The organism is Pseudomonas sp. 51_B (genome assembly GCF_017491595.1).
Lineage (GTDB): Bacteria > Pseudomonadota > Gammaproteobacteria > Pseudomonadales > Pseudomonadaceae > Aquipseudomonas > Aquipseudomonas promysalinigenes.
In genome coordinates this window covers 32,753-56,395 of sequence record NZ_JAFGYW010000019.1, presented here as the reverse complement: position 1 = coordinate 56,395, position 23,643 = coordinate 32,753, and the positions used below count along the sequence as shown (strand labels likewise).

The window sequence follows — 23,643 nt, the reverse complement described above, 5'->3', positions numbered from 1 at the left end:
ACTCCTTGTATTGAAGGGATTGTGCGTAACACGATAGGAGGCTGCTATACCCATTGGCTACTGGCAGAAATGTCAGGTCTATCCGTCGCGACAAACTCATGCTGCATTTAGCTTAGATAGTTCGCGGGTACAACTCTTCAGGCAGCAAGCCCCACTATTGTGCGAACGATTGCAGCAGGCACCATGCTGGGCCGCCCAAACGCCCCACCACCTCGCACAACCCGTCTGCCATGCAACTTCCGCCACTCGGCACACCCCTTGCAAAGCCCCTTCCCGCTTGCCCAACACATAAGAAACCTAGCGGAGAGAGCACATGAAGCGTCGCAGTCTGATCAAGGCATTCACCCTCAGCGCATCGATTGCGGCGATGGGCTTGAGCTGGAGTATCCAGGCCGCCGAGACCATCAAGGTCGGCATCCTGCATTCGCTGTCCGGGACCATGGCGATTTCTGAAACCTCGCTCAAGGACATGGCGTTGATGACCATCGACCAGATCAATGCCAAGGGTGGTGTGAACGGCAAGATGTTGGAGCCGGTGGTGGTCGACCCGGCCTCCAACTGGCCACTGTTCGCTGAGAAGAGTCGCCAACTGCTGACCCAGGATAAGGTCGCAGTGGTGTTCGGCTGCTGGACCTCGGTATCGCGCAAGTCCGTGCTGCCGGTGTTCGAGGAGCTCAACGGCCTGTTGTTCTACCCCGTGCAGTACGAAGGCGAAGAGATGTCGCCGAACGTGTTCTACACCGGGGCAGCGCCCAACCAGCAAGCCATTCCAGCGGTCGAGTACCTGATGAGCGAAGACGGCGGCAGCGCCAAGCGCTTCTTCCTGCTGGGCACCGACTACGTCTACCCGCGCACCACCAACAAGATCCTGCGCGCCTTCCTGCACAGCAAGGGCGTGGCCGACAAGGACATCGAAGAGGTTTACACCCCGTTCGGCCACGCCGATTACCAGACCATCGTCGCCAACATCAAGAAGTTCTCCGCAGGCGGCAAGACGGCAGTGATCTCCACGGTCAACGGCGACTCCAACGTGCCGTTCTACAAAGAGCTGGCCAACCAGGGCCTGAAGGCCACCGATGTGCCGGTGGTGGCGTTCTCGGTTGGTGAAGAAGAGCTGCGAGGCATCGACACAAAACCGCTGGTTGGGCATCTGGCAGCCTGGAACTACTTCGAGTCGGTGGATAACCCTGTCAATCAGAAGTTCGTCGCCGACTGGAAAGCCTACGCCAAGGCCAAAGGCCTGCCCGGCGCCGACAAAGCGGTAACCAACGACCCGATGGAAGCCACTTACGTGGGCATCCATATGTGGGCCCAGGCTGCTGAAAAAGCTAAGTCGACCGATGTCGACAAGGTACGCGAGGCGTTGGCCGGGCAGACCTTCAAGGCGCCGTCGGGCTTCACCCTGACCATGGACAAGACCAACCACCACCTGCACAAGCCGGTGATGATCGGCGAGATCCAGGATGACGGGCAGTTCAGCGTGGTCTGGGAGACCGAGCAACCACTGCGGGCACAGCCATGGAGCCCGTTCATTCCGGGCAACGACAAGCGCCCTGATTACGCTGTGAAAGGCAACTGATGCGCGGGGCCGCCTAGCGGCCCATTCGCAGGTAAGCCCGCTGCCACAGGGACGTTTCAGGGTTCAGCCCTTGCTTCTTACCTGTGGGCGTGGGTTCACCCACGAAGAATCCACCGTCGATAGCCAGGATTGCTCGCATGCTCAGACTCCTGTTCACTGTGCTTTTGCTCTTGCTATTACCCTTGGCCACTCAGGCCAGCGAGGGCGAATTTTTCCTGTCCGCCAAGCCCGCCGAGCAGGCCCGGCTGCTGGAAAGCTGGGCGGCACAACCCGATGCAGCGCGTTTGCCGTTGCTGGAAAACCTTCGCCAGGGCCGCATCGGGCCCGATGACACGCGCAAGGTGCGCCTGAACAACCGCCTGCGCGGCCTGATCGACAATGCGCTGGCCAGCCACCAACTGCTCGGCCAGAGCAGCGCCACCCGGCTGGCCGCCGCTCAGCAGCTGCAAAAGAGTGCGCAGCCGGCACAGATGGCTTTCCTCGACCGGCGCTTTGCCAGTGAGCCGGATGCCGCGGTGCATGCGGCCCTTGGCCTGGCTTTAGCCAACCTGCAACTGGGCGCCAGTGAGCCAGCGGTGCGCTTGGCTGCCGTACGCCTGCTTGGCGAGACCGGCGACCCGTTGGCGCGTACCCGCCTCGAAGCCTTGCTGCAAGCGGATGCCGAAAGCGACCCTGGGGTGCGCACCGCTGCCGAAACCAGCCTGGCCCAAGTCAAGCGCAAGCTGCTGATAGGCGAGCTGCTGGGCCAAGCCTTCAGTGGCCTGTCGTTGGGTTCGATCCTGCTACTGGCAGCACTGGGCCTGGCGATCACCTTCGGTTTGCTTGGGGTGATCAACATGGCCCATGGCGAGATGCTGATGCTGGGCGCCTACAGCACCTACATGGTCCAGGTGTTGCTGCAGCGCTATGCCCCTGGCGCCATCGAGTTCTATCCATTGATCGCCTTGCCGGTAGCCTTCGCGGTCAGCGCCGGGGTCGGCATGGCCCTGGAGCGCACGGTGATTCGCCACCTGTATGGCCGCCCACTGGAGACCCTGCTGGCAACCTGGGGCATCAGCCTGATTCTGATCCAGGCCATTCGCCTGCTGTTCGGTGCGCAGAACGTCGAGGTCAGCAACCCAGCGTGGCTCTCCGGCGGCGTCCAGCTGCTGCCCAACCTGGTACTGCCCTACAACCGCTTGGTGATCATCGGCTTCGCCCTGGCAGTGGTGCTGCTTACCTGGCTGCTGCTCAACCGCACACGGCTGGGCCTGAACGTGCGCGCCGTGACCCAGAACCGCAACATGGCAGCCTGCTGCGGCGTCTCCACCGGCCGGGTCGATATGCTCGCCTTCGGCCTGGGCTCTGGCATCGCCGGGCTGGGTGGTGTGGCGCTGAGCCAGGTGGGCAATGTCGGCCCGGACCTGGGCCAGAGCTACATCATCGACTCGTTCCTGGTCGTGGTACTCGGTGGCGTCGGGCAACTGGCCGGCAGCCTTTGGGCCGCATTTGGCTTGGGTATCGCCAACAAGCTGCTGGAACCGCAGATCGGTGCGGTACTCGGCAAGATCCTCATCCTTGCGTTGATCATTCTGTTCATTCAGAAGCGCCCGCAAGGCTTGTTCGCCCTCAAGGGACGGGTAATCGACTGATGAACCAGCCACTGCTTGTCACCGCTTCGCAAAAAGCTGGCCCACGCTTGTCACTGGCCATTGGGGCGGTCGTCGTGCCGCTGCTGGTGGCCCTGGCGTTGCTGTCGCTGCTGCCGGCTGATCATCCACTGCACGTTTCAGCCTACATCCTGACGTTGGTCGGCAAGATCCTGTGCTACGCCATCGTCGCCCTGGCGCTGGACTTGGTATGGGGTTACGCCGGGCTACTATCGCTGGGCCATGGCCTGTTCTTCGCCCTCGGCGGCTACGCCATGGGCATGTACTTGATGCGCCAGGCGGCCGGTGATGGGCTGCCGGGGTTCATGACGTTCCTGTCCTGGAGCGAACTGCCCTGGTACTGGGTGGGCACCGAGCATTTCGCCTGGGCCTTGTGCCTGGTGGTGCTGGCGCCCGGCCTGCTGGCCCTGGTGTTCGGCTGGTTCGCCTTCCGCTCGCGGATCAAGGGCGTGTACTTCTCGATCATGACCCAGGCCCTGACCTTCGCCGGGATGCTGTTGTTCTTTCGCAATGAGACAGGCTTTGGCGGCAACAACGGCTTCACTAGCTTTCGAACGATCCTTGGCTACGACATCGCCGCACAAGGCACTCGCGCGGTGCTGTTCCTGTGCACCGTCGGCCTGTTGTTGGCCAGCCTGTACCTGTGCTGGCGCCTGACTCAAAGCAAGTTCGGCCGTCTGCTCACCGCCGTGCGCGATGCAGAAAACCGCCTGATGTTCTGTGGCTACGACCCGCGCGGTTTCAAACTGCTGGTGTGGGTGCTCAGCGCCGTGTTGTGCGGCTTGGCAGGCGCGTTGTACGTGCCGCAGGTGGGCATCATCAACCCCAGCGAGATGTCACCGACCAACTCCATCGAGGCCGCCGTATGGGTAGCCCTGGGCGGGCGTGGCACCTTGATCGGCCCACTGCTGGGCGCCGGCCTGGTCAATGGCATGAAGAGCTGGTTCACCGTGGCATTCCCAGAGTTCTGGCTGTTCTTTCTCGGGGCGTTGTTCATCCTGGTCACGTTGTACCTGCCTAAAGGCGTAGTCGGCCTGCTGAAAAAAAGGAGCCAGCCATGAGAGGCGTGCCCCCGGTACACCCCGAATTCATGCTCGAACCGGTTTTCGACCAACTTGGCAGCGGCCGCGAGGCGATAGGCCTGGGCCAAACCCGCAAGACCGGGCTCGATACCCGTCATGGCACGGTGCTGAGCCTTGAGGACATCAGTGTCAGCTTCGACGGTTTCAAAGCCCTCAATGCCCTGAACCTGTACATCGGTGTGGGCGAGCTGCGCTGCATCATTGGCCCCAACGGCGCCGGCAAGACCACGATGATGGACGTGATCACCGGCAAGACCCGGCCCGACACCGGCAGCGCCTTCTTTGGCGATACCCTCGATTTGACCCGCATGAGTGAATACCAGATCGCCCAGGCAGGTATCGGCCGCAAATTCCAGAAGCCCACGGTGTTCGAAGCATTGACGGTGTTCGAGAACCTCGAGCTGGCCTTGAAGACCGACAAATCGGTATGGGCCAGCCTGACCGCGCGCCTTTGTGATGAACAGCGTCAACGCATCGAGCAAGTGCTGACGACACTGCGCCTGCTGCCCTTGGCCCAGCGCCAAGCCGGCCTGCTCTCGCACGGACAGAAGCAGTTCCTGGAGATCGGCATGCTGCTGGTGCAGGAGCCGCAACTACTGCTGCTCGACGAGCCAGTGGCGGGTATGACCGATGCCGAAACCGAATTCACCGCCGAGCTGTTCAAGGGCCTGGCCGGCAAGCATTCGCTGATGGTGGTGGAGCACGACATGGGCTTCGTCGGCAGCATTGCCGACCATGTGACCGTGCTGCACCAGGGCAGCGTGCTTGCGCAGGGCTCGCTGGAGCAGGTGCAGGCGGATGAGCGGGTGGTCGAGGTGTACCTGGGCCGTTAGACACCAGGCCCCTTCGCGGGTGAACCCGCTCCCCAAGGCCTTGAGATGAGCTGCAACATGGGGGAGCGGCTTTGGCCGCGAAGGGGCCGCTACAGGCAAAGCAGATTTCCCTGGAGTTGCACATGCTGAAAATCGACACCCTGCACCAGTACTACGGCGGCAGCCACATCCTGCGCGGCCTGTCCTTCGAAGCCAAGGTCGGTGAAGTCACCTGCTTGCTCGGGCGCAATGGCGTGGGCAAGACCACTTTGTTGCGCTGCCTGATGGGCTTGGTGCCGGCCCGCGAGGGCAGCGTCGAGTGGGAAGGCAAACCGATCACCACACTCAAGCCTCAGCAACGCGTCCACGCAGGTATCGCCTATGTGCCCCAGGGCCGCGAGATTTTCCCGCGCCTGACGGTCGAGGAAAACCTGCTGATGGGCCTATCGCGTTTCCCGGCCCGTGCAGCGCGAGAAGTGCCCGCGTTCATCTATGAGCTGTTCCCGGTGCTGGAACAGATGAAACAACGCCGTGGGGGCGACCTGTCCGGTGGCCAGCAGCAACAACTTGCCATCGGCCGGGCACTGGCCAGCCGGCCCCGCTTGCTGATCCTCGATGAGCCGACCGAAGGCATCCAACCCTCGGTGATCAAGGAAATCGGCGCGGTGATCCGGCGCCTGGCAGAACGTGGCGATATGGCGATCCTGCTGGTCGAGCAATTCTACGACTTCGCCGAAGCGCTGGCCGACCAATACCTGGTCATGGCCCGCGGCGAGATCATCCAGCGCGGGCGAGGTGAAAACATGCAGGCCGAAGGTGTGCGCGGGCTGGTAACCATTTAATCTGCAGCCATCGACTTTGCGAGACGCTGCCATGAGTTACCACATACGCGACGCCCTGTTCACCGATGTGCCGGGCATCCTCGACATCTACAACGATGCCGTGCGCAACACCACGGCGATCTGGAACGAAACCCCGGTAGACCTGGGCAACCGACAGGCGTGGTTCGAAGCAAGGGGTCAGCAAGGTTACCCGATACTGGTGGCCGTGGATCAGACCGGGGTGCTGGGGTACGCATCATTTGGCGACTGGCGCCCGTTCGAAGGGTTTCGCCTGACCGTGGAACACTCGGTGTACATCCGTGGTGACCAACGCGGGAAAGGCCTGGGCCCGGCGCTGATGGCCACCCTGATCGAGCGGGCGCGGGCATGTGGCAAGCATGTGATGGTTGCCGCCATCGAAAGCGGCAATGCTGCCTCGGTGCGCATGCATGAGCGGCTGGGCTTCGTGGTGACCGGGCAGATGCCTCAGGTCGGGGTGAAGTTTGGCCGCTGGCTGGATCTGACGTTCATGCAGCTGATGCTCCAAGATGATAGCCAGCCTACGACCTGAATGCTTAAGCCTGGGCGTCAACGTCGCGCAGTTTGTCCTTGAACCAGTTGCTGGTGGAATAGTTGCCTAATACCTCAAGCACACACTTGCCATCCTTGAAATAGCAAATAGTGGGTGCACTGGCGACGTGGTTGAATGTTGTGGGATCGTCCTTCACCAGCGCCAGCGGCACTCGCAGAAATGCGACTTTCTGCTCCTCGACGGCCCACTTTTCAACATACTCGGTCACCGCCCTGCTCGCCGAGCTACCCTCGCGAAAGACCTCGACTACAACGATCCCTTTGCGATTGATAGCCGCTCGATAATCTTGCTGGGTACCAGCAACTTGAACGCTCATCTGTAAAGCCCTCTTGGAAGGATTAAACACGACGCGTTCAAAATATGGAGTCGGGCCGGGGCTCGTCTACTGGCAGAATTAACAGGTCAACCCTGCACGAAACGCCCCAACCGCTGCCTGAGCATTGTGTTCTCGCTACGCAGTTGCTGCACTTCCTGCAGCAGCTCCAACGCCAGCGCTACGCCTTCCCACTCCAGTTCCAGCTCCCGATGCAGCTTCGCTGCACGCCTGGCCAACAGCGGCGCCTGATCGTCGAACAACCAGTCTTCCGGGGTTTGCCCGGAGGGCTCGACAATGCCGTGCTCGACGATTTCGATCACGTAGTCAGCCGTGATATCGGCTTCCTGACACAAGGTACGCATGTCCAGTTGAACGATCAGGGTGCTGCTCATGATCACTTACTCCATTGTGTCCTCGGGTCGAACGCAGCCTTCTCGGAAAGCTGGGTCCACAGTTCACGGGTTGCAGGGTCTGAAGCCGGTGGCATCACCACTTTGAGCTGAGCGTAAAGGTTGCCACGCTCACCGTTCTTGTTGGCCAGGCCCATGCCCGGCACGCGCAGGCGCTGGCCGCTCTGGCTGTCGGGGCGAATGGTCAGGTTGATCTTGCCGGTCAGGGTCGGCACGGCCACCTTGGTGCCCAAGGCTGCCTCCCACGGTGCCAGCGGCACGGTGATGATCAGGTCGTGGCCTTCGACATCGAACAGCGGGTGCGGCGCCATGCGCACGGTCAGGAACAGGTCGCCATTGGCACCGCCACCAACGCCCGGCGCCCCCTGGCCTTTGAGGCGAATACGCTCGCCATCGGTGACCCCGGCCGGGATCTTCACGTTCAGGGTCTTGGTGGTGAACCCGGTGCGTTGGCCGGCCGCATTGGTTTGTGGAACCTGGAAGCTGATCTGCTTGGATTCCTTGCTCAGGGTTTCTTCCAGGAAGATCGCCAGTTCCAATTCCACGTCCTGCCCTCGCCTGCCGGCACTGCGTTGTTGTTGCCGGCCGCCGCCACCGAACGGGTTACCGCCGCGAGCACCGAAGATCGAACTGAAGAAGTCGGAGAAGTCGCCGCTTTCGAAGCCCCCGCCAGGCCCGCCATCACCACCGCGGCTCTGCCACCCAGGCGGCGCCTGGAACGGCCGGCCATGCTGGCCGCCATACTTGCGGATTTCATCGAATTCGGCGCGTTTCTGCGCGTCGCCCAACACCTCGTAGGCCTCGTTGGCCTCTTTGAATTTATCCTCGGCGTCACGCTCCTTGCTGACGTCAGGGTGATACTTGCGCGCCAGCTTGCGGTAAGCGGCCTTGATCGCCTTCTCGTCCGCCGTGGGCTCTACGCCGAGTATCTTGTAATAGTCTTTGAAGTCCATCGTTGGATCACCAATGTGAATTTTCGTATTGCAGCTGTAGATAGGGGTCAAGCATAGCCTTTCAAGGTTCGCTTGGGGTTGCTTCAAGGCAGACGATCGGTCTTGATTCTGTAGCCAACTGGCATAAACTGCGCGGCCGTTTTGCCTCCGGAAGCTTTTTCCCATGTCTGACGTATCGCCGGCCCGCGCGCTGGGTATCGACTTTGGCACCTCCAACTCCACGGTCGGCTGGCACCGCCCAGGCGTCGAAACGCTGATCGCCCTGGAAGATGGCAAGATCACCCTGCCATCGGTGGTGTTCTTCAATATCGAGGAACGTCGCCCCGTGTATGGCCGCCTGGCGCTGCACGAGTACCTGGAGGGCTACGAAGGCCGCCTGATGCGCTCGCTCAAAAGCCTGCTGGGCTCCAAGCTCATCAAGCATGACACCAGCGTGCTGGGCAGCGCGCTGCCGTTCAAGGACCTGCTGGGCATGTTCATCGGCGAACTGAAAAAGCGCGCCGAAGCCGCCGCCGGTCGTGAATTCGACCAAGTGGTACTGGGCCGCCCGGTATTCTTCGTCGACGAAGACCCGGCTGCCGACCAGGAGGCCGAAGACACCCTGGCAGAGGTCGCCCGCAAGATCGGCTTCAAGGACGTATCGTTCCAGTACGAACCGATTGCCGCAGCGTTCGACTACGAGTCCGGCATCAGCCGTGAAGAGCTGGTGCTGATTGTCGATATCGGCGGCGGTACGTCCGACTTTACCCTCATCCGCCTGTCACCCGAACGGCACCTGGTGGCCGAGCGTCAGAGCGATATTCTCGCCACCGGTGGTGTGCACATTGGCGGCACCGACTTCGACAAGCAGTTGAGCCTGCAGGGCGTAATGCCGCTGTTCGGCTACGGCAGCCGGATGAAAAGCGGCGCCCTGATGCCCACCAGCTACCACCTGAACCTGGCCACCTGGCACACCATCAATGCCCTGTACTCGCAGAAATCGCAGCTGGCACTGGGCAGCATGCGTTATGACATCGAGGACACCTTGGGCATCGATCGCCTGTTCAAGCTGATCGAAGAGCGAGCTGGGCACTGGCTGGCAATGGAGGTGGAAACCAGCAAGATCGAGCTGACCGAACAGCTCAGCCGCCGCATCGACCTCAGCCGCGTGGAACGCGAACTGGGTGTGGACCTGACCCGAGCGCTGTTCGAGGAGGCCATCGAGGGGCTGCTAGAACGCGTGCGCGGCAGCGTGACCGAGTTGCTGGCCAAGGCCGGGGTGAATGCCAGCCAGGTCGACACAGTATTCTTCACAGGCGGCTCAAGCGGGATCCCAGCCTTGCGCAACAGCGTGGCAGCCATGCTGCCCAATGCGCAGCACGTGGAAGGCAACATCTTCGGCAGTATCGGTAGCGGCCTGGCGATCGAGGCACGCAAGCGCTACGGAGCGGCCTGATTGCAAGGGGGGCCGCCAAGCGGCCCCAGCCTTCGATCAAACCAGCTCGGCCCGCCTCAACTCACTTTTCAGGTACGCGTAATACACCGGGCCCGCTACCACACCAGGTAAGCCGAACGCTGCCTCGAACACCAGCATCGCCAGCAGCAGTTCCCATGCCTTGGCCCTGATCTGGCCACCGACGATCTTGGCGTTGAGGAAGTATTCGACCTTGTGGATCACGATCAGATAACCCAGCGCAGCAGCCGCCACCCAGATCGACAGCGACATGCCGACGATGGTGATCAGGGTGTTGGACATCAGGTTGCCGATTACCGGCAGCAACCCCAGCAGGAAGGTCAGCACGATCAGCGTCTTGGTCAGCGGCAAGTGTACGCCGAACAATGGCAGCACCACGGCGAGGAAGATGCCGGTGAAGGTGGTGTTGAGCAGCGAAATCTTGATCTGCGCGAAGACAATGTTGCGAAATGCCTGCACCAGCAGGCTCAAACGCTCGAACAACGCCGCGGCCAGAGGCTTGCGCCGTGAGATGTCAGGGATGCGCTGCAAGGCGATGATTGCCCCCAGGATCATGCCGATCAAAAGCGTCACGAACATGTGCGCCATGCCCTTGCCCACCAGTTGCAGGTCGCTCAGGTGGCTCTTGATCCAGTCGCCGATGGCCACCTTGAACTCCGCCGCACTGGCCGGCAGGTAGGCCTCGATGAACGGTGGTAACTGGCTGCGGGCGCGCTCGACCAGCACCATGAACTTGTCCAGCGATGCGCCAGGGTTCTCGGCTTCGTGCAACAGAAAACTGAAGGCGCCGGCGATCAACAGGGTCAGTGCACTGACCACCAATGTGCCGAGCAGCGCCACCGCCAGCCAGCGCGCACGCTGCCCGGCGATCAGCGGCTGCAGCCGTGGGGTGAGCATGTTGACCAACTCGAACACCAGCAGCCCGGCCAGCAGGCTGGGCAGTAATTTCAGGGGCAAGGCCAATAGCAGCCCGGCCATGACGATGACCAGGCTTGCCAGGGTGATCTGACGGGGGGTGAAAGTCATACAGCCTCGAAGGCAGACGGCGGGAATGCCCGCAGTCTGCCAGCCTTCACGACATAGGCATAGGCGCAGGTCACTTCTTCTTTAAGCAGTCGCTCATGAACGCTTTGCGCGCATCCCCCTTCAACGCTTGACTGGTAGCGTCGGCATTGCAGGTTTTCATCTTCTGCTGCTGGGTCTGAGGCATGTCTTTTTTCAGGCAGGTGCTCATGAACGCTTTGCGCTCATCACCCTTGAGTGATTTGGCGGTGGCGTCGGCGTTGCACGTTTTCATTTTTTCCTGTTGCGCCGTGTTGGCGGCAAAGCCTTGCGCGCTGAACAGAAGCGCCAACGCCAGCAGTGGCATGTGCAGCAATTTCATGGAGAGGTCTCCTTGTCTCCGCGCCCGATGCACGGACATGGGCCTGAGTGTAGACAAGAATTTTTACACGCATCCGCGCAGGCTTCAGGCCAGGCGGCCACTAAAGCCCGGCAGCCTTGAGCCGCGCCGCGTGCTCAGTGAACAACCTTAGTGGTTCGGCGCCCTTACCAACGGCGCCCAGCGAATGGTTGACGATATCCAGGTGGTCGAGGGGAAAGTCATCGCCAATCACCTGCCCCAGGTGCGAGCTGAAACGCCCGACCATGCCGTCGCAATGGCCTTTTTCCTTGACGAAACTGCGTGCGAACAGGCGGCAGAAACGGTTGCTGCCGTCAAACCGGTTGCGGCCTTTGTCAGTCAGGCCGGGCTGCAAGGTGCCGGACCAGGAGTAGTAGCGCACGCCGTTGACTTCGTAGGCGCCCTCCCCGCCCCACGTTTCGGGCAGCCCTTGAGGATAGGCCTGATTGAACAGCGCCACGCCGGCGCTGGTCAGCGATTGATGGGAAGCGTGCACGTCTATTGGCAGTGGCTGACGGCGCCAGCCCGTTTCCAGCCATACCAGCATAATCGCCAAGCCATGCAAGATGGCCTTGAGAACGCGGCCTTGGGGCGAATCTCCGGGGGCTGTGCGCTCCAGGTGGTCAGCCAGCTCCGAGCCATGGTTAGGGCCAGCCACGGAAGTGACCGAAGCCACTCGGTCAGGGCGGCGGGCAGCGGCGTAACGTGCACTCAGCGCCCCTTGGCTGTGGCCGATGAGGTTGACCTTGGCCGCTCCGGTGCGCCGGCAGATGTCCTCGATGATTGCCAGCAGTTGTTCACCGCGCACCTCGCTGGAGTGCAATGGCGAAACCTGCACGGCAAATACCTGGGCGCCCCCGTTGCGCAGCGCCCGGACGATGCCGAACCAGTAGGGGTAAAGCAGCACGCGGACGAAACCGAGCATGCCTGGCACCAACACCAGTGGGTACCGCGTTGCCAGATCCTGCGCCATTGCATGGCCCCTCTGCCTAGACGATCTCGCCAACACTACAGAAGCTTGAATGACCATCGCAATCGAACTCCCGGCGCGCCGCGAGGTTCCAAACCAAACAGACCCTTAGCAAGGAGCGGGACCTATGTACAAACAGACCCTGGCTATACTTCTGGCCAGCGCCACGCTGGCAGCGTGCAGCAACCGCCCGGAAAACCCTGTGGACTACGTGACTTACCGAAACGAGCCGCTGGTCAAGCAGGTGGAGAACGGTATGACCATGCAGAAAGTTATCGCCATTGGCGGCAGCCCGTCGAATGTCATCGACCTGCCAAACGGTGGCACCTGCAACGACTACATTCTTAACCGTGACGGCCACCAACAGCCGTACTACGTGCGCTTCGATGCCACCGGCCACGTCGATGCCAAGGGCTTCAAAACCTGCAAACAACGAGAAGAAGACCGCAAGGCCGCCAACGGCGCCTGAGCCTTACGCCTATCCAGACCATCCGTTTTCAGCTGATTGGAGAGCATCATGAGCAATGTTGAACTGACCGATGTACAAACCTTGCGCAAACGTGCTCGCGAGCACGTCGAACAAGGTGCAGTGACTGAGGGTTACGACGCCGACCGTCAGGAAGTCCTGCGCTTGCTGAATGAGTCGCTGGCTACCGAATTGGTATGTGTCCTGCGCTACAAGCGCCACTACTTCATGGCTAGCGGCATCAAAGCCAGTGTTGCGGCGAGCGAGTTCCTCGAGCATGCCACTCAAGAAGCCGAGCATGCCGACAAACTGGCCGAGCGCATCGTGCAACTTGGTGGCGAGCCGGACTTCAATCCGGACAACCTGAGCAAGAATTCCCATGCCCAGTACGTCGAAGGCAGCACGCTGAAGGAAATGGTGCTGGAAGACTTGGTGGCGGAGCGTATCGCCATCGATAGCTACCGCGAAATCATCCAGTACATCGGCGATAAAGACCCAACCACTCGCCGCCTGTTCGAGGACATTCTGGCCCAGGAAGAAGAGCACGCGGACGACATGTCCGATCTGCTCGAAGGGCTGTAATTGAGTTTCCAGCTTGCTATTGGGGCTGTTTTGCAGCCCCAATAGCATTGGCGCACAGCCCCAATCTGCCCTTCCCTAAGCCGGCCTCGTGCCGGCTTTAGTTTGCCGCAGCTACAGCGTATACAGCGGCAAGCGCAGTCAGAACACCCTCACATACATTGCGCGTAAAGTGACTCCACAAACAAACCAGTCGCAGCGGATTTACCGCGAAAGGCTGCAAAGCAGCCCTGACAGGCGAACCTCACTGGCATCAGGGCACTGCGCCCTTTATTTTTTCGCCTTCACCGCAGCAGGCGCTTTGCCAGCTCTCATTTGCTGCAGCAATGGCGTGCATTGGTTGGGCTCATCGCCGCTACTAGGCGCTACCAGCGCCAGCAACCCTGCAGCAGGGCCTGCTACCACACCCAGCGCTACCATCCCCGCACCTCGCAATGCCAGCGGCACTGCCTGGACCCCAGCACTTGGCTTGGCGAAGGCCCCGCGTACATACAGCGGCGAGCGCAGCGAGAACAACCGCACGCCCTTGGACTCCGGATTGATCTTCAAGTCCAACTGCTCAGTGGCGAAGTTGGCCGTCCCATTGACATAGATGATCGCGTTCTCGGTATCGAAGATGAACAGACGCGTGCTTGCCAAGCCGTCCTTGATGCCAACGTCCGCTGCGGCGCAGTTGATCTGCACGTCCTCGTCGCCGAACAGCTTGCCAACCACGTAGTTACCGACATTAAGCCCGGCGATCTCCATCAGGCTGCGGCTGATGGCGCCATCGTTGATCAGCATGCGAAGGTTGCCATTGGCCGTGCCCAGCAAGGCAGCCACCGAATTGCCGCGGCCAGTGATGTCGGCATCGCCGTTGAGCTCGCCGAAGCTGGTTTGCATCGGTGCGAAGGTTGGGAACAGCTGCTTGAGTTTGAAACCGCGGGCCGTGAGTTGAGCGTGGCCTTGGAGCGGCACGTTTCGGCCGTCCAGGCGGATGTTGGCTGCCAGGTTCCCTCCCGCCACGCCAAAGCGCAGCGGTTCAAGGCGCAGCAGCCCATCTTCGAGGATTACGTGGGCCGACAAGTCGCTCAATGGCAGCTGTTCACTGTGCACGATGCGCTTGCCGGCGAAGCTTACGTCGGCATCCATGGCGCCCCAGCGCTCGGTGCGGAACTCCTCCACAGGCAGCACCTTGTCGGCGGGTTGCTTGCTCGCACCGCCGCGTGCCTTCTGCTCGGCATTGGAATCGGCACCGATCAGCGGCGCCAGGTCCTTGAACAACAGTTGATTGGACACCAGCTTGCCGGCCAGCTTCGGCCGCGGCTTGCTGGCGACGAAGCTCAGGTCGCCATGGATGTCACTGTTGCCGATTTTGCCGTTGAAATTCTGGTAGTTGAAATTGGCACCTTCAGGTGCGTGCAGGTTGACGCTAAGCCGACCATCGGTGGAGTAAGCCGGCGTATCGGGCAACGTTACCCCGGTCAATGGATACAGATTGCCCAGGCTGGCCCCAGACAGACGCAGACGCAGGTCCAGAGCGCCAAGATTGCGAGGATCAGTCAGGGTGCCAGCCAACACGACGTGGGTATCGGCGATACGCACGTCGGCCTGCAGCGGGAATGGCTGGCTGGCATCCTGCAAGGCCAGCAGCCCGCCGATTTTGCCGGTGCCTGATACTGGCTGGCCCTTGTAGCGACCTTGAGCTTTGAGACCAAATGCATAGTCTTGAGCCCCGCCCGCCTTCTCAGCGTTGGCCTTGCCGACGATCTCACTGAAGGGGATCGGTTTGCCGAGCGGATCGATCTGCACCTTCATGCTGGTTTTCAACGTCTGATCGTCGATGCTGACGTTGCCTTGGTCAAAGCCAATGGCACCGATATCCAACTCCCATTTGGACGGTGTTTGGTCTTCGTCTTTGGGCCCGAAGTCAAACGTCCAATTGGCGCGGCCATCGGCCAGGCGCGTAAGGCTCGCATTGGGCTTGGTGAGGTCGATGCGCGGGATGCTGATCTGCTGGTACAACAGCGGCAATGGCGCCAGACGAAATTCCACCCGCTCAAGCCCAACCATCTGGGGCTCCTTGAGCCAGTCGGGGTTGCCCAAGGTCAGGTCTTCTGCGATGAAGTGCGGCCATGGCACCCAGGCTCGCCAGCCTCCCTGGTCCGGTTCGGTACGCCAATGCACAGCGAGGTTGCCGTTGATCGCGAATGGCCGGTGCAGCGCTTCGGACACTTTTTCGTTGATCAGTGGCTTGACGCGGTTCCAGTCGAAGGTGGCAATGATGATCACCAGGATCGCCAACAGGGTCAGCAGAGTGGAAAGGGTCCAGACGATGATTCTGGCGGGGCGCGTCATTGCGTGAGTCTCCTGATGGCAAGGCACAAAGCAGGCGTAGCGATGGCATTCATTATTTCGGACTGATGAAAACCCGTCGGGTTTAATCGGCCTGTCCATGCTAGCGAGTTTTTTCAGCTTTCGTGCCCAGCTTTTGGCGTCGGCCATCCCCCACTGTTACCTCTTCCGGTACTGGCAAGCGCTCGTTTCACACCCGGAAACTGCCGCAATAGAGCCATCGCATCCGCTATCAATCGCATCGATTGTTACCATTACCCGTATGAACTTCTCTCTGGCGTCACCGAGCGTAGCATTGGCTCCGTACCCACTTTCCAGCCCCCGAGAGGAGCACCGAATCATGAAACGCACTCTGCTGACCCTGACCCTGTCCATCCTTGCTGCCAACGCATTCGCCCTTCCTGCTGCAGACCAGCACCTGACTGCCGAGTCGCGCTCCAGCGCCGCAGAAATTGCCCAACCGCTCAAAACCGTCGCCGAAGGTGGTTCTGACCGATTGATTGAGCGCAGTGGTCGGGTCGCTGAAGGTGGTTCTGACCGCCTGATCGAGCGCAGTGGCCGGGTTGCCGAGGGTGGCTCCGACCGCCTGATCGAGCGCAGTGGCCGAGTTGCCGAAGGTGGCTCTGACCGTCTGATCGAGCGTAGCGGCCGAGTTGCCGAAGGTGGCTCTGACCGTCTGATCGAGCGCAGTGGCCGGGTTGCCGAAGGTGGTTCCGACCGTCTGATCGAGCGCAGTGGCCGCATGGCTGAGGGTGGTTCCGATCGTCTGGTTGCCATCAGCCACGTGAGCTGATCACCATGACCGAAAACAACAACCGCTGTCACACCGTTTGCTCCCCTCCCAGCCCGGTCCATTGACCGGGCTTCGTTTTTTTATCTAGAGTGCCCAGCCTCACCTTCACAGAAACCAGCCCAATGCTGCCGCGCGCCGAACAGAAGCTACAGACCCGCCAGGCCCTGCTGGATGCTGCTTGCCAGCTGATGGAGAGTGGCCGGGGCTTTGGCAGCGTTAGCCTGCGCGAAGTGGCCAAGGCGGCGGGCATCGTCCCTACCGGTTTTTATCGGCACTTCTGCGACATGGACGCGCTGGGCCTGGCACTGGTCGCCGAGATCGACGCCACGTTCCGCCAGACCATCCGCCTGGTGCGGCATAACGAATTCGAACTGGGCGGTATCACCGATGCATCAGTGCGCATCTTCCTCGACGTGGTCAACGCCCACCGCGCACAGTTTCTGTTTCTGGCCCGTGAGCAGTACGGCGGCTCGCACGCCGTCCGTCAAGCCATCGCCTGCCTGCGCCAGAACATCAGTGACGACCTGGCCACGGACCTTGCGCGAATGCCGCGCTGGCAACACCTGGACAACGCCGCGCTGGCGGTGATGGCCGACCTGGTGGTCAAAACCGTGTTCGCGACCCTGCCGGAGCTGATCGATAACCCGCAGCCAGGTTATCCACAGTCGCTGAGCGCCCAGGAGAAAATCACTCAGCAATTGCGCTTCATCTTCGTGGGCGCACGCCACTGGCAAGGGCTGAGCAACCCGCATCCCTAGTTCTGCTACCATGGCGCCCTGCCCGAAAGTGACGAGCTCCAACATGCCCAGCCCCCTTCCTGCCCTGCCTGAATTGGCCCGATTCAACCAGCATTTTGCCGACTGCATCGTGCCTCTATGGCAAGGCCCTGGCTGGAATGCCGAGATGGCCCTGCCCTACGAGGCGCTCGACGCCGAACATCGCCCACTGCCGGTGCAGCGCTACCGCGCCATGGCCTGTGCTCGGCAGTTATACCTGTTCAGCAGCCGCATCGAGCAACCCGGCGCGGCCGAGCGGGCAGCGGCACTGCTGCGCTCGTTGCAAAAGCACTTTCATGACCCCGAGCATGGCGGCTGGTTTTACAGCATCGACGCCCAGGGCAAGCCACTGGACCGGCGCAAGGACCTCTACACCCACGCTTTCATCGTCTTCGCCTGCGCCCATTACTGGGGCAAGGTCGGTGACGGGCTGGTCGAAGCCACCCTCAACGCCGCGCTGGAAGTGGTGGATCAGCAATTTGCCCGGGACGACGGCCTATACGAAGCCAGCCTTGGCGAAGATTGGGCAGATCTTGGCAGCGGCCCACTGCAGAACCCGCAGATGCACCTGGCCGAAGCTTTTCTGCAAGTGCTGGCCGTGCGCGAGGACGCGCAGGTTCAGCAGGCGTTGCTGCAATTGTGCCAGGCATTGCAGGAGCACTTCATCGAGCCACAGCATGGCCTGATGCTGGAAAAACCGCTGGGGTCTGTGGATAACTGGTTCGAGCCAGGCCATCAGTTCGAATGGTTCTACCTGCTGGAAACTTCGTCATTGCTACACGGCACGCCGTTGCATGCTTCCTTGTCGCGGGCCTTCGGCTATGCCGAGCTTTGCGGGGTAAACAACGCCGCCGTACTGGCCATGCTCGATGTGGATGGCAACGTGCTGGATGCGACCCAACGGATCTGGGCCCAGGCCGAATACCTGCGGGCACTGGCGCTGCGCCCTGAGCATCAGGCAAAACTGCTGGTTCAGCTGAAGGCGATGGAGCAGCAGTTTCTGCATGCTCGGGGCTGGTATGAGTGCCGTAACGGTGAAGGCGTGGTGAGCCGGCATGATATGCCGTCGACCACGCCCTACCATCTGGCGACTTGTCTGAGCGGCCTTCTCAGCGCTGGCTGACCTAGCATTTTTGCCAGTTTCGGCCGCGTCATGGCGCTGCTAGGTTGGAACCTCCATCAACGAGGTGCCCATCATGGATAGACCAGCGTTCAAAGACTTCCTCGAAGCCCAGATCAATGGGGCCGCGAAGCAGATATTAGACAAACAGAAGGCCGACCTCGATCACATTGCCTTCGGCAAGCTGAGCTTTTTGCTCAGCCTTCGCCGCGTGGTGGACGGCACCGCGACCCGAGAGGACCTCGGGATGCATGATGCCGTCAACGATGTGCTGCAGACACTTGGCTTGATCGATTCCAAATCCACGTATCTGAAAATGATCCCCAAGTAGCCGGCTTAGGCTTTCGCCGAGCGATCGATCGAGAGCCCAGCGAAGTCCTGACGCACAGGCATCAATTCGAGGCTATTGATGTTGATGTGCGCAGGCTGGTTGAGAATCCAGAAAATGGTCTCGGCTATGTCCTGCGGCTGGATGGGCTCTGCGCCGGCGTAGGTCGCATCGTATTTGGCCTGATCGCCGCCATGGCGCACCAGCGAGAATTCGCTTTCGCACAGGCCAGGTTCGATGTTGCTCACCCGCACACCCGTGCCGCGCAGGTCGCAGCGCAGGCTCAAGGAGAACTGGCCGACGAAGGCCTTGGTGCCACCGTACACATTGCTGCCTGGATACGGGTAATTGCCCGCCACCGAGCCCACATTGAGGATCGACGCCCCGCGGCCATAAGCAATCAGGCGCGGCAGCAGCAGGCGTGTGGTGTACATCAGGCCTTTGATGTTGGTATCGACCATGGTGTCCCAGTCATCCAGGCTGCAGTTCTGCGCTGCATCCACGCCAAGCGCCAGCCCGGCGTTATTGACCAAACCACGCAATTTGTCGAAGCCGGCCGGCAGGCCGGCGATGGCCTGCTCCATGGCCTTGCGGTCACGTACATCCAGCACCAGACCATGCACTTGGGTTTTGGGCGAAAGCTCGGCGCACAGGGCATCCAAGCGCTCCTTGCGGCGCCCGGTGAGCACCAGCTGCCAACCAGCTTCAGCGAAGCGACGGGCGGTGGCCTCGCCAAAGCCGGAAGTGGCGCCAGTGATGAATACGGTGGACGTCATGCTCTGTTCCTCACGGTAGATTGTCATCGACAGCTTCGCAGCATGCCCGCGCCAGGTGCAGGCAGCAAGCCGCCAGAGCTACTGGTCATTTTTTGGTCATGTGCACGAAACACTTGTGTCAGCAGGCCCGGAGCCAGCTATACGCATGTTATCCACAGGGCTTTCCCCATTGATTGGGGGCAAGTTACCTCAGGCGGGCCCGGTGAATTGCGGGCCAGATCTGGAGATTGCTTTCAAGGTGATGGCTTAAAGCTTTCATCCATGCCGCCTACAGCCGTCTGTCCAAGGCTTTCCCACAGACTTATCCACAAGCAATCAAGCGCTGATGCAACTAGCCGGTGTCTTGTAAAAGCCCTGCAAATCCATGCCAAAACAGCGCCTGATCAAATTATGATCAGAAGCTTGTAAGCCACGGGTTAAGAGGGCTTGAGCGTGATGCCACCATGTTTTCCACAGGCGGTTCCACATTATCCGTGGAAAACATCAAGCCTGTGGAAACGGGGTTGGGATGCAGCGATCGGCATCGTCGGCAAGATCCATGCGACAAGTTGTCCACATCGCAACAGGGCTGCTACCGCAGCCCATATTGCGCGGCTCAGTGGCCGCCGAGGTAGGCGTTGCGCACCTCTTCGTTTACCAGCAGCTCCTGGCCCGTGCCGCTCATGCGGATTTGCCCGTTGACCATCACATAGGCTCGATCCGACAGCTTCAGGGCGTGGTTGGCGTTCTGCTCCACCAGGAAAATGGTCATGCCAGTCTTGGCTAGCTCGCGCAGGGTAGCGAAGATCTGCTTGACCACGATCGGCGCCAGCCCCAGTGACGGCTCATCCAGCAGCAATAGCTTCGGCCGGCTCATCAACGCCCGGGCGATGGCGAGCATTTGTTGTTCGCCACCAGACATGGTCATTGCACGCTGGTTACGCCGCTCCTTCAAACGTGGAAACAGTTCGAACATGCGCTGCATGTCCTCGGCTGCATGTTTGTCGCCGATGGGGATGGTGCCCATCATCAGGTTTTCTTCGACCGTCATGTCCGGGAACACACGGCGCCCTTCCGGCGACTGGGCGATGCCGTTGGATGCGATGTAGTGCGAGGTCTTGCGGGTGATGTCGGTGCCACGGTAGACGATCTGCCCCGAAGCTGCCCGGGGCTGCCCGAAGATCGACATCAGCAATGTCGACTTGCCGGCGCCATTGGCCCCGATCAGGCTCACCGTCTCCCCCTCGTTGATATGCATCGAAACTTTCTTGAGGGCCTGGATGGGGCCGTAGAACACGTCCAAGTCTTTGAGTTCGAGAATGGGTGCAGTCATACCAGCTCCTCTTCGTCAGCACCCAGGTAGGCGGCGATCACCGTTGGGTTGTGGCGGATTTCCTGCGGTGCGCCTTCGGCGATCACATTGCCGTGGTCGAGCACGACAATATGGTCGGAAATGCTCATCACCATGCCCATATCGTGTTCGATCAGCACCACGGTGATGTCGTGCTCGTCACGCAACACCCGGATCATGCCGCTCAGGGCTTCGGTTTCCTGGGGGTTGAGGCCGGCGGCCGGTTCGTCCAGGCAGATGATCTTCGGCCGTGTGCACATGGCCCGGGCAATTTCCAGGCGGCGCTGCTGGCCATAGGACAACTCGCCAGCCAGACGATTGGCGCAGTCGACCAGGTCGACCACCTCCAGCCAGTAAAACGCATGATCCAGAGCATCGCTCTCGGCCTTGCGGTAGGCCTTGGTATTGAGCACCCCAGCCAGCAGGTTGCGGTTTACCCACATGTGCTGGGCAACCAACAGGTTTTCCACCACCGACATTTCCTTGAACAGCCGGATGTTCTGGAAGGTACGCGCCAGGCCTGCACGGTTGACCAGGTGGGTACCGCCGAACATCTTGTAATACAGGCGGCTGGCAAAGCGCGCTGGGGATAGGAAGTCCGCGGCCTGGAAGCGTTCGCCGAGCAACTGGATGACATTGGTGTGGCTGCCGCGCACGTTGAGCTCGATGCGCCCGCCACTGGCCTTGTAAAAACCGGTCAAGCAGTTGAACACCGTGGTCTTGCCGGCACCGTTGGGGCCGATCAAAGCGAAGATCTGATTGCGTTTGACCTTCAGGCTGACATCACTGAGCGCCTTGATGCCACCGAACTGCATCATCAGGTTATCGACCGAGAGAATGATTTCGTCGCTCATGGCGCCACTCCTTTACGTGGGGTCACGCCGCTGCGGCTGATGCGGATCAAGCCTCGCGGTCGCCAGATCATCATCAGCACCATCAGCACGCCAAACAGCAGCACGCGGTATTCCGAGAAGCTGCGCAGCAGCTCTGGCGCAACGGTCAGCACGAACGCCGCGATCACCACGCCGACGGTCGAGCCCATGCCGCCAAGCACGACGATGGCAAGAATCAGCGCCGACTCGAAGAAGGTGAAAGACGACGGGTTGACGAAACCTTGGTAGGTAGCGAAGAACACCCCTGCCAGGCCCGCAGTAGAAGCACCGAGGGTGAAGGCCGAGAGTTTCACCAGCACGTGGTTCAGGCCCATCGAGCGGCAGGCGATCTCGTCTTCGCGCAGCGCCTCCCAAGCGCGGCCGACCGGCATGCGGGTGAGCCGGTGTTTGATGTAAAGCACCGCCAGCACCACCAGGAACAACACGGCGTAGATGAACACGAACTTGAGGTTGGCGTTGTAATCGATGCCAAGGAATTCGTGGATCGGCACACCGCCATCCTTGGCCCTGCGGCCGAACTCCAGGCCGAAGAAGGTCGGCGCTGGCGCGGGCATACCGTTCGGGCCACCGGTGAAGGACAACCAGTTGTTCAGTACCAGGCGAATGATCTCGCCAAAGCCCAGCGTCACAATGGCCAGGTAGTCCCCGTGCATTCGCAATACCGGGAAGCCGAGAATGCACCCGGCCAGCGCCGCAGCGATGGCCGCCAGCGGTAGCACGCTCCAGAAACCCAGGCCCAGGTACTGGTAACCCAGCGCCAGACCGTAGGCACCAATGGCATAGAACGCCACATAGCCAAGGTCGAGCAAACCGGCCAGGCCGACCACGATGTTCAGGCCAAGGCCCAGCAACACGTAGATCAGGCCGAGGATGACCACAGTCAGCAGGTATTTGTTGGCGAACACCGGGAAGATGATGGCAATCACCACCAGAGCCGGGATGATGTAGCGCAGCCGCGAGGTGTAGCCCGGCTCGCGCACATGCACGCCCGAACCACCGCTCTCGAAGCCTGCCAGCATACGCCGACCGGCAGCGGTTTGGACGTAAAGGCTGAGCAGAAAGCGCCCGAGCATCACCCCGCCGACCAGCCACGCTACCCGGCGAGGCTCGGCATTGAAGGAGTAACCGTCGAGCACCACGCCGACGATCGGGCCGAACACGATCAGCGCCAGCAAACCGGCGACGATGGTTTCGAGCAGGCTGCGTTTGATATCGAAACCTTTGGTTTCGGAGGCAGAGGCAATTTTGGCAATCGACATGTTCACACCTTAGCCACGAGCGGGCGGCCCAGCAGGCCTTGCGGGCGGAAGATAAGGATCATCACCAGCAGGGAGAAACTGAACACATCCTTGTAATCGGAGTTGATCAGGCCAGAGAACAGCGACTCGGAAATCCCCAGGATGATCCCGCCGAGCATGGCGCCAGGCAGCGACCCGATGCCGCCCAGTACCGCGGCGGTGAAGGCCTTGATACCGATGATGAAGCCGGCGTAGAAGTCGAAGGTGCCGTAGTTCAGGGTGATCAACACGCCGGCCAGTGCAGCCATCACCGCACCGATGACGAATACATAGGAAATTACCCGATCGGTGTTGATGCCAAGGATCGAGGCCATCTTGCGGTCTTGCTGGGTGGCGCGGCACATGCGGCCGAGCTTGGTGTACTTGATCACGTAGGTCAGCAGCCCCATGCCAACGAACGCCGCTACCAGAATGAAGATCTTGGTGTAGGTCAGTTGCACGAAGCCGGTGCCGACCTCGATGCGCATGGCACCTTCGAGTAGGGTCGGCACGCCTTGCTGGCGGGCGCCCTGGCTGATCTGCGCGTAGTTCTGCAGGATCAACGAAATGCCGATGGCACTGATCAGCGGTGCCAGCCGGGTGGAGTTACGCAGGGGTTTGTAGGCGATGCGCTCGATGGTGAAGCCATAGACGCCCGTGACGACGATGGTGAACAACAACGTGCCCAGCATCAGCAGAGGAAACGATTCGATACCGAAGTACGCCAGCAATGCCAGGCTGATCGCCGCGAGGTACGCGGAGATCATGTACACCTCGCCGTGCGCGAAGTTGATCATGCCGATAATGCCATAGACCATTGTGTAGCCGATGGCGATCAGGCCATAGACCGACCCTAGGGTCAGGCCATTGACCAGTTGCTGCAGGAAAATACCATCCATAACGCAATCTCACCTGAGCGAGGCTGCACGCGC

Annotated in this window: 26 protein-coding genes; 13 read left to right on the top strand and 13 right to left on the bottom strand. The window is 60.9% G+C overall.

Annotation, left to right across the window (positions count from 1 at the left end; translation table 11 throughout):
* The first annotated feature begins 313 nt into the window (after window positions 1–313).
* Window positions 314–1,579 carry an urea ABC transporter substrate-binding protein gene (urtA, locus tag J5M56_RS18335; RefSeq protein ID WP_186476406.1) on the top strand — a complete coding sequence of 422 codons (1,266 nt, stop codon included), beginning with the start codon at window positions 314–316 and terminating at the stop codon, window positions 1,577–1,579.
* A gap of 13 nt (window positions 1,580–1,592) precedes the next feature.
* On the opposite strand, the gene J5M56_RS27075 is transcribed toward urtA, so the two are convergent.
* Entirely contained in the window at window positions 1,593–1,718 is a 126-nt protein-coding gene (locus tag J5M56_RS27075; RefSeq protein WP_261744227.1) for a hypothetical protein, read from the bottom strand.
* Here J5M56_RS27075 and urtB point away from each other — a divergent pair.
* The 5 genes from urtB (at window position 1,717) to J5M56_RS18310 (ending at window position 6,514) form a co-directional block, all read left to right on the top strand.
* Window positions 1,717–3,210, top strand: coding sequence for an urea ABC transporter permease subunit UrtB (urtB, locus tag J5M56_RS18330; RefSeq protein ID WP_186476405.1), 1,494 nt, complete (start codon window positions 1,717–1,719; stop codon window positions 3,208–3,210). The genes J5M56_RS27075 and urtB overlap by 2 nt on opposite strands.
* Window positions 3,210–4,289 carry an urea ABC transporter permease subunit UrtC gene (urtC, locus tag J5M56_RS18325; RefSeq protein WP_060477915.1) on the top strand — a complete coding sequence of 360 codons (1,080 nt, stop codon included), beginning with the start codon at window positions 3,210–3,212 and terminating at the stop codon, window positions 4,287–4,289. Before urtB ends, urtC begins: the two co-directional genes overlap by 1 nt.
* On the top strand, window positions 4,286–5,143 hold the full coding sequence (gene urtD, locus J5M56_RS18320) for an urea ABC transporter ATP-binding protein UrtD (RefSeq protein ID WP_186476404.1): 858 nt from the start codon (window positions 4,286–4,288) through the stop codon (window positions 5,141–5,143). Before urtC ends, urtD begins: the two co-directional genes overlap by 4 nt.
* A gap of 122 nt (window positions 5,144–5,265) precedes the next feature.
* Window positions 5,266–5,964 carry an urea ABC transporter ATP-binding subunit UrtE gene (gene urtE / locus J5M56_RS18315; RefSeq protein ID WP_060477916.1) on the top strand — a complete coding sequence of 233 codons (699 nt, stop codon included), beginning with the start codon at window positions 5,266–5,268 and terminating at the stop codon, window positions 5,962–5,964.
* 31 nt (window positions 5,965–5,995) lie between these two features.
* A complete protein-coding gene (locus tag J5M56_RS18310; RefSeq protein ID WP_186476403.1) occupies window positions 5,996–6,514 on the top strand; it encodes a GNAT family N-acetyltransferase in 519 nt (172 codons plus the stop codon).
* A gap of 4 nt (window positions 6,515–6,518) precedes the next feature.
* On the opposite strand, the gene J5M56_RS18305 is transcribed toward J5M56_RS18310, so the two are convergent.
* From J5M56_RS18305 to cbpA, 3 genes are all read right to left on the bottom strand, one after another.
* The gene (locus tag J5M56_RS18305) at window positions 6,519–6,851 is read right to left on the bottom strand and encodes a thioredoxin (RefSeq protein ID WP_060477918.1); all 333 of its coding nucleotides are present in this window, start codon (window positions 6,849–6,851) and stop codon (window positions 6,519–6,521) included.
* A gap of 86 nt (window positions 6,852–6,937) precedes the next feature.
* On the bottom strand, window positions 6,938–7,243 hold the full coding sequence (locus tag J5M56_RS18300; protein WP_060477919.1) for a chaperone modulator CbpM: 306 nt from the start codon (window positions 7,241–7,243) through the stop codon (window positions 6,938–6,940).
* Between the two features lie 2 nt (window positions 7,244–7,245).
* Entirely contained in the window at window positions 7,246–8,214 is a 969-nt protein-coding gene (gene cbpA / locus J5M56_RS18295) for a curved DNA-binding protein (protein ID WP_186476402.1), read from the bottom strand.
* 163 nt (window positions 8,215–8,377) lie between these two features.
* Here cbpA and J5M56_RS18290 point away from each other — a divergent pair, with 163 nt between their 5' ends.
* Window positions 8,378–9,649: an Hsp70 family protein gene (locus J5M56_RS18290; RefSeq protein WP_186476401.1), complete on the top strand. Its 1,272-nt coding sequence runs from the start codon at window positions 8,378–8,380 to the stop codon at window positions 9,647–9,649.
* A 36-nt stretch (window positions 9,650–9,685) separates the two neighbouring features.
* Here the strand turns inward: J5M56_RS18290 and J5M56_RS18285 are convergent, their stop codons facing one another.
* The 3 genes from J5M56_RS18285 to J5M56_RS18275 form a co-directional block, all read right to left on the bottom strand.
* Window positions 9,686–10,693 (bottom strand): hypothetical protein, encoded by a 1,008-nt coding sequence (locus tag J5M56_RS18285; RefSeq protein WP_060477922.1) that lies wholly within the window; start codon window positions 10,691–10,693, stop codon window positions 9,686–9,688.
* A 70-nt stretch (window positions 10,694–10,763) separates the two neighbouring features.
* Window positions 10,764–11,051, bottom strand: coding sequence for a PsiF family protein (locus tag J5M56_RS18280; protein WP_186476400.1), 288 nt, complete (start codon window positions 11,049–11,051; stop codon window positions 10,764–10,766).
* Between the two features lie 100 nt (window positions 11,052–11,151).
* Window positions 11,152–12,042 carry a triacylglycerol lipase gene (locus J5M56_RS18275; protein WP_186476399.1) on the bottom strand — a complete coding sequence of 297 codons (891 nt, stop codon included), beginning with the start codon at window positions 12,040–12,042 and terminating at the stop codon, window positions 11,152–11,154.
* Between the two features lie 124 nt (window positions 12,043–12,166).
* Here J5M56_RS18275 and osmE point away from each other — a divergent pair, with 124 nt between their 5' ends.
* Both osmE and J5M56_RS18265 read left to right on the top strand, forming a co-directional pair.
* Window positions 12,167–12,508 (top strand): osmotically-inducible lipoprotein OsmE, encoded by a 342-nt coding sequence (gene osmE, locus J5M56_RS18270; protein ID WP_060477925.1) that lies wholly within the window; start codon window positions 12,167–12,169, stop codon window positions 12,506–12,508.
* Window positions 12,509–12,556: 48 nt separating this feature from the next.
* A complete protein-coding gene (locus J5M56_RS18265) occupies window positions 12,557–13,087 on the top strand; it encodes a ferritin-like domain-containing protein (RefSeq protein ID WP_186476398.1) in 531 nt (176 codons plus the stop codon).
* A gap of 267 nt (window positions 13,088–13,354) precedes the next feature.
* On the opposite strand, the gene J5M56_RS18260 is transcribed toward J5M56_RS18265, so the two are convergent.
* Entirely contained in the window at window positions 13,355–15,421 is a 2,067-nt protein-coding gene (locus J5M56_RS18260; protein WP_207937487.1) for an AsmA family protein, read from the bottom strand.
* Window positions 15,422–15,758: 337 nt separating this feature from the next.
* Here J5M56_RS18260 and J5M56_RS18255 point away from each other — a divergent pair, with 337 nt between their 5' ends.
* The 4 genes from J5M56_RS18255 (at window position 15,759) to J5M56_RS18240 (ending at window position 18,438) form a co-directional block, all read left to right on the top strand.
* Window positions 15,759–16,211, top strand: a complete 453-nt coding sequence (locus J5M56_RS18255; protein ID WP_207937486.1) for a phage infection protein — start codon at window positions 15,759–15,761, stop codon at window positions 16,209–16,211.
* A gap of 122 nt (window positions 16,212–16,333) precedes the next feature.
* Complete coding sequence (locus J5M56_RS18250) at window positions 16,334–16,969, top strand: TetR family transcriptional regulator (RefSeq protein ID WP_186476395.1); 636 nt, start codon at window positions 16,334–16,336, stop codon at window positions 16,967–16,969.
* Between the two features lie 43 nt (window positions 16,970–17,012).
* Window positions 17,013–18,110, top strand: a complete 1,098-nt coding sequence (locus J5M56_RS18245; RefSeq protein ID WP_243430827.1) for an AGE family epimerase/isomerase — start codon at window positions 17,013–17,015, stop codon at window positions 18,108–18,110.
* A 73-nt stretch (window positions 18,111–18,183) separates the two neighbouring features.
* The gene (locus tag J5M56_RS18240) at window positions 18,184–18,438 is read left to right on the top strand and encodes a hypothetical protein (RefSeq protein ID WP_207937484.1); all 255 of its coding nucleotides are present in this window, start codon (window positions 18,184–18,186) and stop codon (window positions 18,436–18,438) included.
* 5 nt (window positions 18,439–18,443) lie between these two features.
* Here the strand turns inward: J5M56_RS18240 and J5M56_RS18235 are convergent, their stop codons facing one another.
* The 5 genes from J5M56_RS18235 to J5M56_RS18215 all read right to left on the bottom strand — a co-directional run bounded on the left by J5M56_RS18235 (window position 18,444) and on the right by J5M56_RS18215 (window position 23,610).
* A complete protein-coding gene (locus J5M56_RS18235; protein ID WP_207937483.1) occupies window positions 18,444–19,211 on the bottom strand; it encodes an SDR family oxidoreductase in 768 nt (255 codons plus the stop codon).
* Window positions 19,212–19,806: 595 nt separating this feature from the next.
* Complete coding sequence (locus tag J5M56_RS18230) at window positions 19,807–20,523, bottom strand: ABC transporter ATP-binding protein (protein WP_060477933.1); 717 nt, start codon at window positions 20,521–20,523, stop codon at window positions 19,807–19,809.
* Complete coding sequence (locus J5M56_RS18225) at window positions 20,520–21,395, bottom strand: ATP-binding cassette domain-containing protein (RefSeq protein WP_060477934.1); 876 nt, start codon at window positions 21,393–21,395, stop codon at window positions 20,520–20,522. Before J5M56_RS18225 ends, J5M56_RS18230 begins: the two co-directional genes overlap by 4 nt.
* Window positions 21,392–22,693, bottom strand: coding sequence for a high-affinity branched-chain amino acid ABC transporter permease LivM (gene livM / locus J5M56_RS18220; protein WP_060477935.1), 1,302 nt, complete (start codon window positions 22,691–22,693; stop codon window positions 21,392–21,394). Before livM ends, J5M56_RS18225 begins: the two co-directional genes overlap by 4 nt.
* Before the next feature lie 2 nt (window positions 22,694–22,695).
* Complete coding sequence (locus J5M56_RS18215; protein ID WP_054887845.1) at window positions 22,696–23,610, bottom strand: branched-chain amino acid ABC transporter permease; 915 nt, start codon at window positions 23,608–23,610, stop codon at window positions 22,696–22,698.
* Window positions 23,611–23,643: the final 33 nt, after the last annotated feature.

What these genes read in the sequence shown, in the direction of transcription:
- urtA (WP_186476406.1), top strand. Translation starts at nt 314, where the DNA reads ATGAAGCGTCGCAGTCTGATCAAGGCATTCACCCTCAGCGCATCGATT.
- urtB (WP_186476405.1), top strand. Translation starts at nt 1,717, where the DNA reads ATGCTCAGACTCCTGTTCACTGTGCTTTTGCTCTTGCTATTACCCTTG.
- J5M56_RS27075 (WP_261744227.1), bottom strand. Translation starts at nt 1,718, where the DNA reads ATGCGAGCAATCCTGGCTATCGACGGTGGATTCTTCGTGGGTGAACCC.
- urtC (WP_060477915.1), top strand. Translation starts at nt 3,210, where the DNA reads ATGAACCAGCCACTGCTTGTCACCGCTTCGCAAAAAGCTGGCCCACGC.
- urtD (WP_186476404.1), top strand. Translation starts at nt 4,286, where the DNA reads ATGAGAGGCGTGCCCCCGGTACACCCCGAATTCATGCTCGAACCGGTT.
- urtE (WP_060477916.1), top strand. Translation starts at nt 5,266, where the DNA reads ATGCTGAAAATCGACACCCTGCACCAGTACTACGGCGGCAGCCACATC.
- J5M56_RS18310 (WP_186476403.1), top strand. Translation starts at nt 5,996, where the DNA reads ATGAGTTACCACATACGCGACGCCCTGTTCACCGATGTGCCGGGCATC.
- J5M56_RS18305 (WP_060477918.1), bottom strand. Translation starts at nt 6,851, where the DNA reads ATGAGCGTTCAAGTTGCTGGTACCCAGCAAGATTATCGAGCGGCTATC.
- J5M56_RS18300 (WP_060477919.1), bottom strand. Translation starts at nt 7,243, where the DNA reads ATGAGCAGCACCCTGATCGTTCAACTGGACATGCGTACCTTGTGTCAG.
- cbpA (WP_186476402.1), bottom strand. Translation starts at nt 8,214, where the DNA reads ATGGACTTCAAAGACTATTACAAGATACTCGGCGTAGAGCCCACGGCG.
- J5M56_RS18290 (WP_186476401.1), top strand. Translation starts at nt 8,378, where the DNA reads ATGTCTGACGTATCGCCGGCCCGCGCGCTGGGTATCGACTTTGGCACC.
- J5M56_RS18285 (WP_060477922.1), bottom strand. Translation starts at nt 10,693, where the DNA reads ATGACTTTCACCCCCCGTCAGATCACCCTGGCAAGCCTGGTCATCGTC.
- J5M56_RS18280 (WP_186476400.1), bottom strand. Translation starts at nt 11,051, where the DNA reads ATGAAATTGCTGCACATGCCACTGCTGGCGTTGGCGCTTCTGTTCAGC.
- J5M56_RS18275 (WP_186476399.1), bottom strand. Translation starts at nt 12,042, where the DNA reads ATGGCGCAGGATCTGGCAACGCGGTACCCACTGGTGTTGGTGCCAGGC.
- osmE (WP_060477925.1), top strand. Translation starts at nt 12,167, where the DNA reads ATGTACAAACAGACCCTGGCTATACTTCTGGCCAGCGCCACGCTGGCA.
- J5M56_RS18265 (WP_186476398.1), top strand. Translation starts at nt 12,557, where the DNA reads ATGAGCAATGTTGAACTGACCGATGTACAAACCTTGCGCAAACGTGCT.
- J5M56_RS18260 (WP_207937487.1), bottom strand. Translation starts at nt 15,421, where the DNA reads ATGACGCGCCCCGCCAGAATCATCGTCTGGACCCTTTCCACTCTGCTG.
- J5M56_RS18255 (WP_207937486.1), top strand. Translation starts at nt 15,759, where the DNA reads ATGAAACGCACTCTGCTGACCCTGACCCTGTCCATCCTTGCTGCCAAC.
- J5M56_RS18250 (WP_186476395.1), top strand. Translation starts at nt 16,334, where the DNA reads ATGCTGCCGCGCGCCGAACAGAAGCTACAGACCCGCCAGGCCCTGCTG.
- J5M56_RS18245 (WP_243430827.1), top strand. Translation starts at nt 17,013, where the DNA reads ATGCCCAGCCCCCTTCCTGCCCTGCCTGAATTGGCCCGATTCAACCAG.
- J5M56_RS18240 (WP_207937484.1), top strand. Translation starts at nt 18,184, where the DNA reads ATGGATAGACCAGCGTTCAAAGACTTCCTCGAAGCCCAGATCAATGGG.
- J5M56_RS18235 (WP_207937483.1), bottom strand. Translation starts at nt 19,211, where the DNA reads ATGACGTCCACCGTATTCATCACTGGCGCCACTTCCGGCTTTGGCGAG.
- J5M56_RS18230 (WP_060477933.1), bottom strand. Translation starts at nt 20,523, where the DNA reads ATGACTGCACCCATTCTCGAACTCAAAGACTTGGACGTGTTCTACGGC.
- J5M56_RS18225 (WP_060477934.1), bottom strand. Translation starts at nt 21,395, where the DNA reads ATGAGCGACGAAATCATTCTCTCGGTCGATAACCTGATGATGCAGTTC.
- livM (WP_060477935.1), bottom strand. Translation starts at nt 22,693, where the DNA reads ATGTCGATTGCCAAAATTGCCTCTGCCTCCGAAACCAAAGGTTTCGAT.
- J5M56_RS18215 (WP_054887845.1), bottom strand. Translation starts at nt 23,610, where the DNA reads ATGGATGGTATTTTCCTGCAGCAACTGGTCAATGGCCTGACCCTAGGG.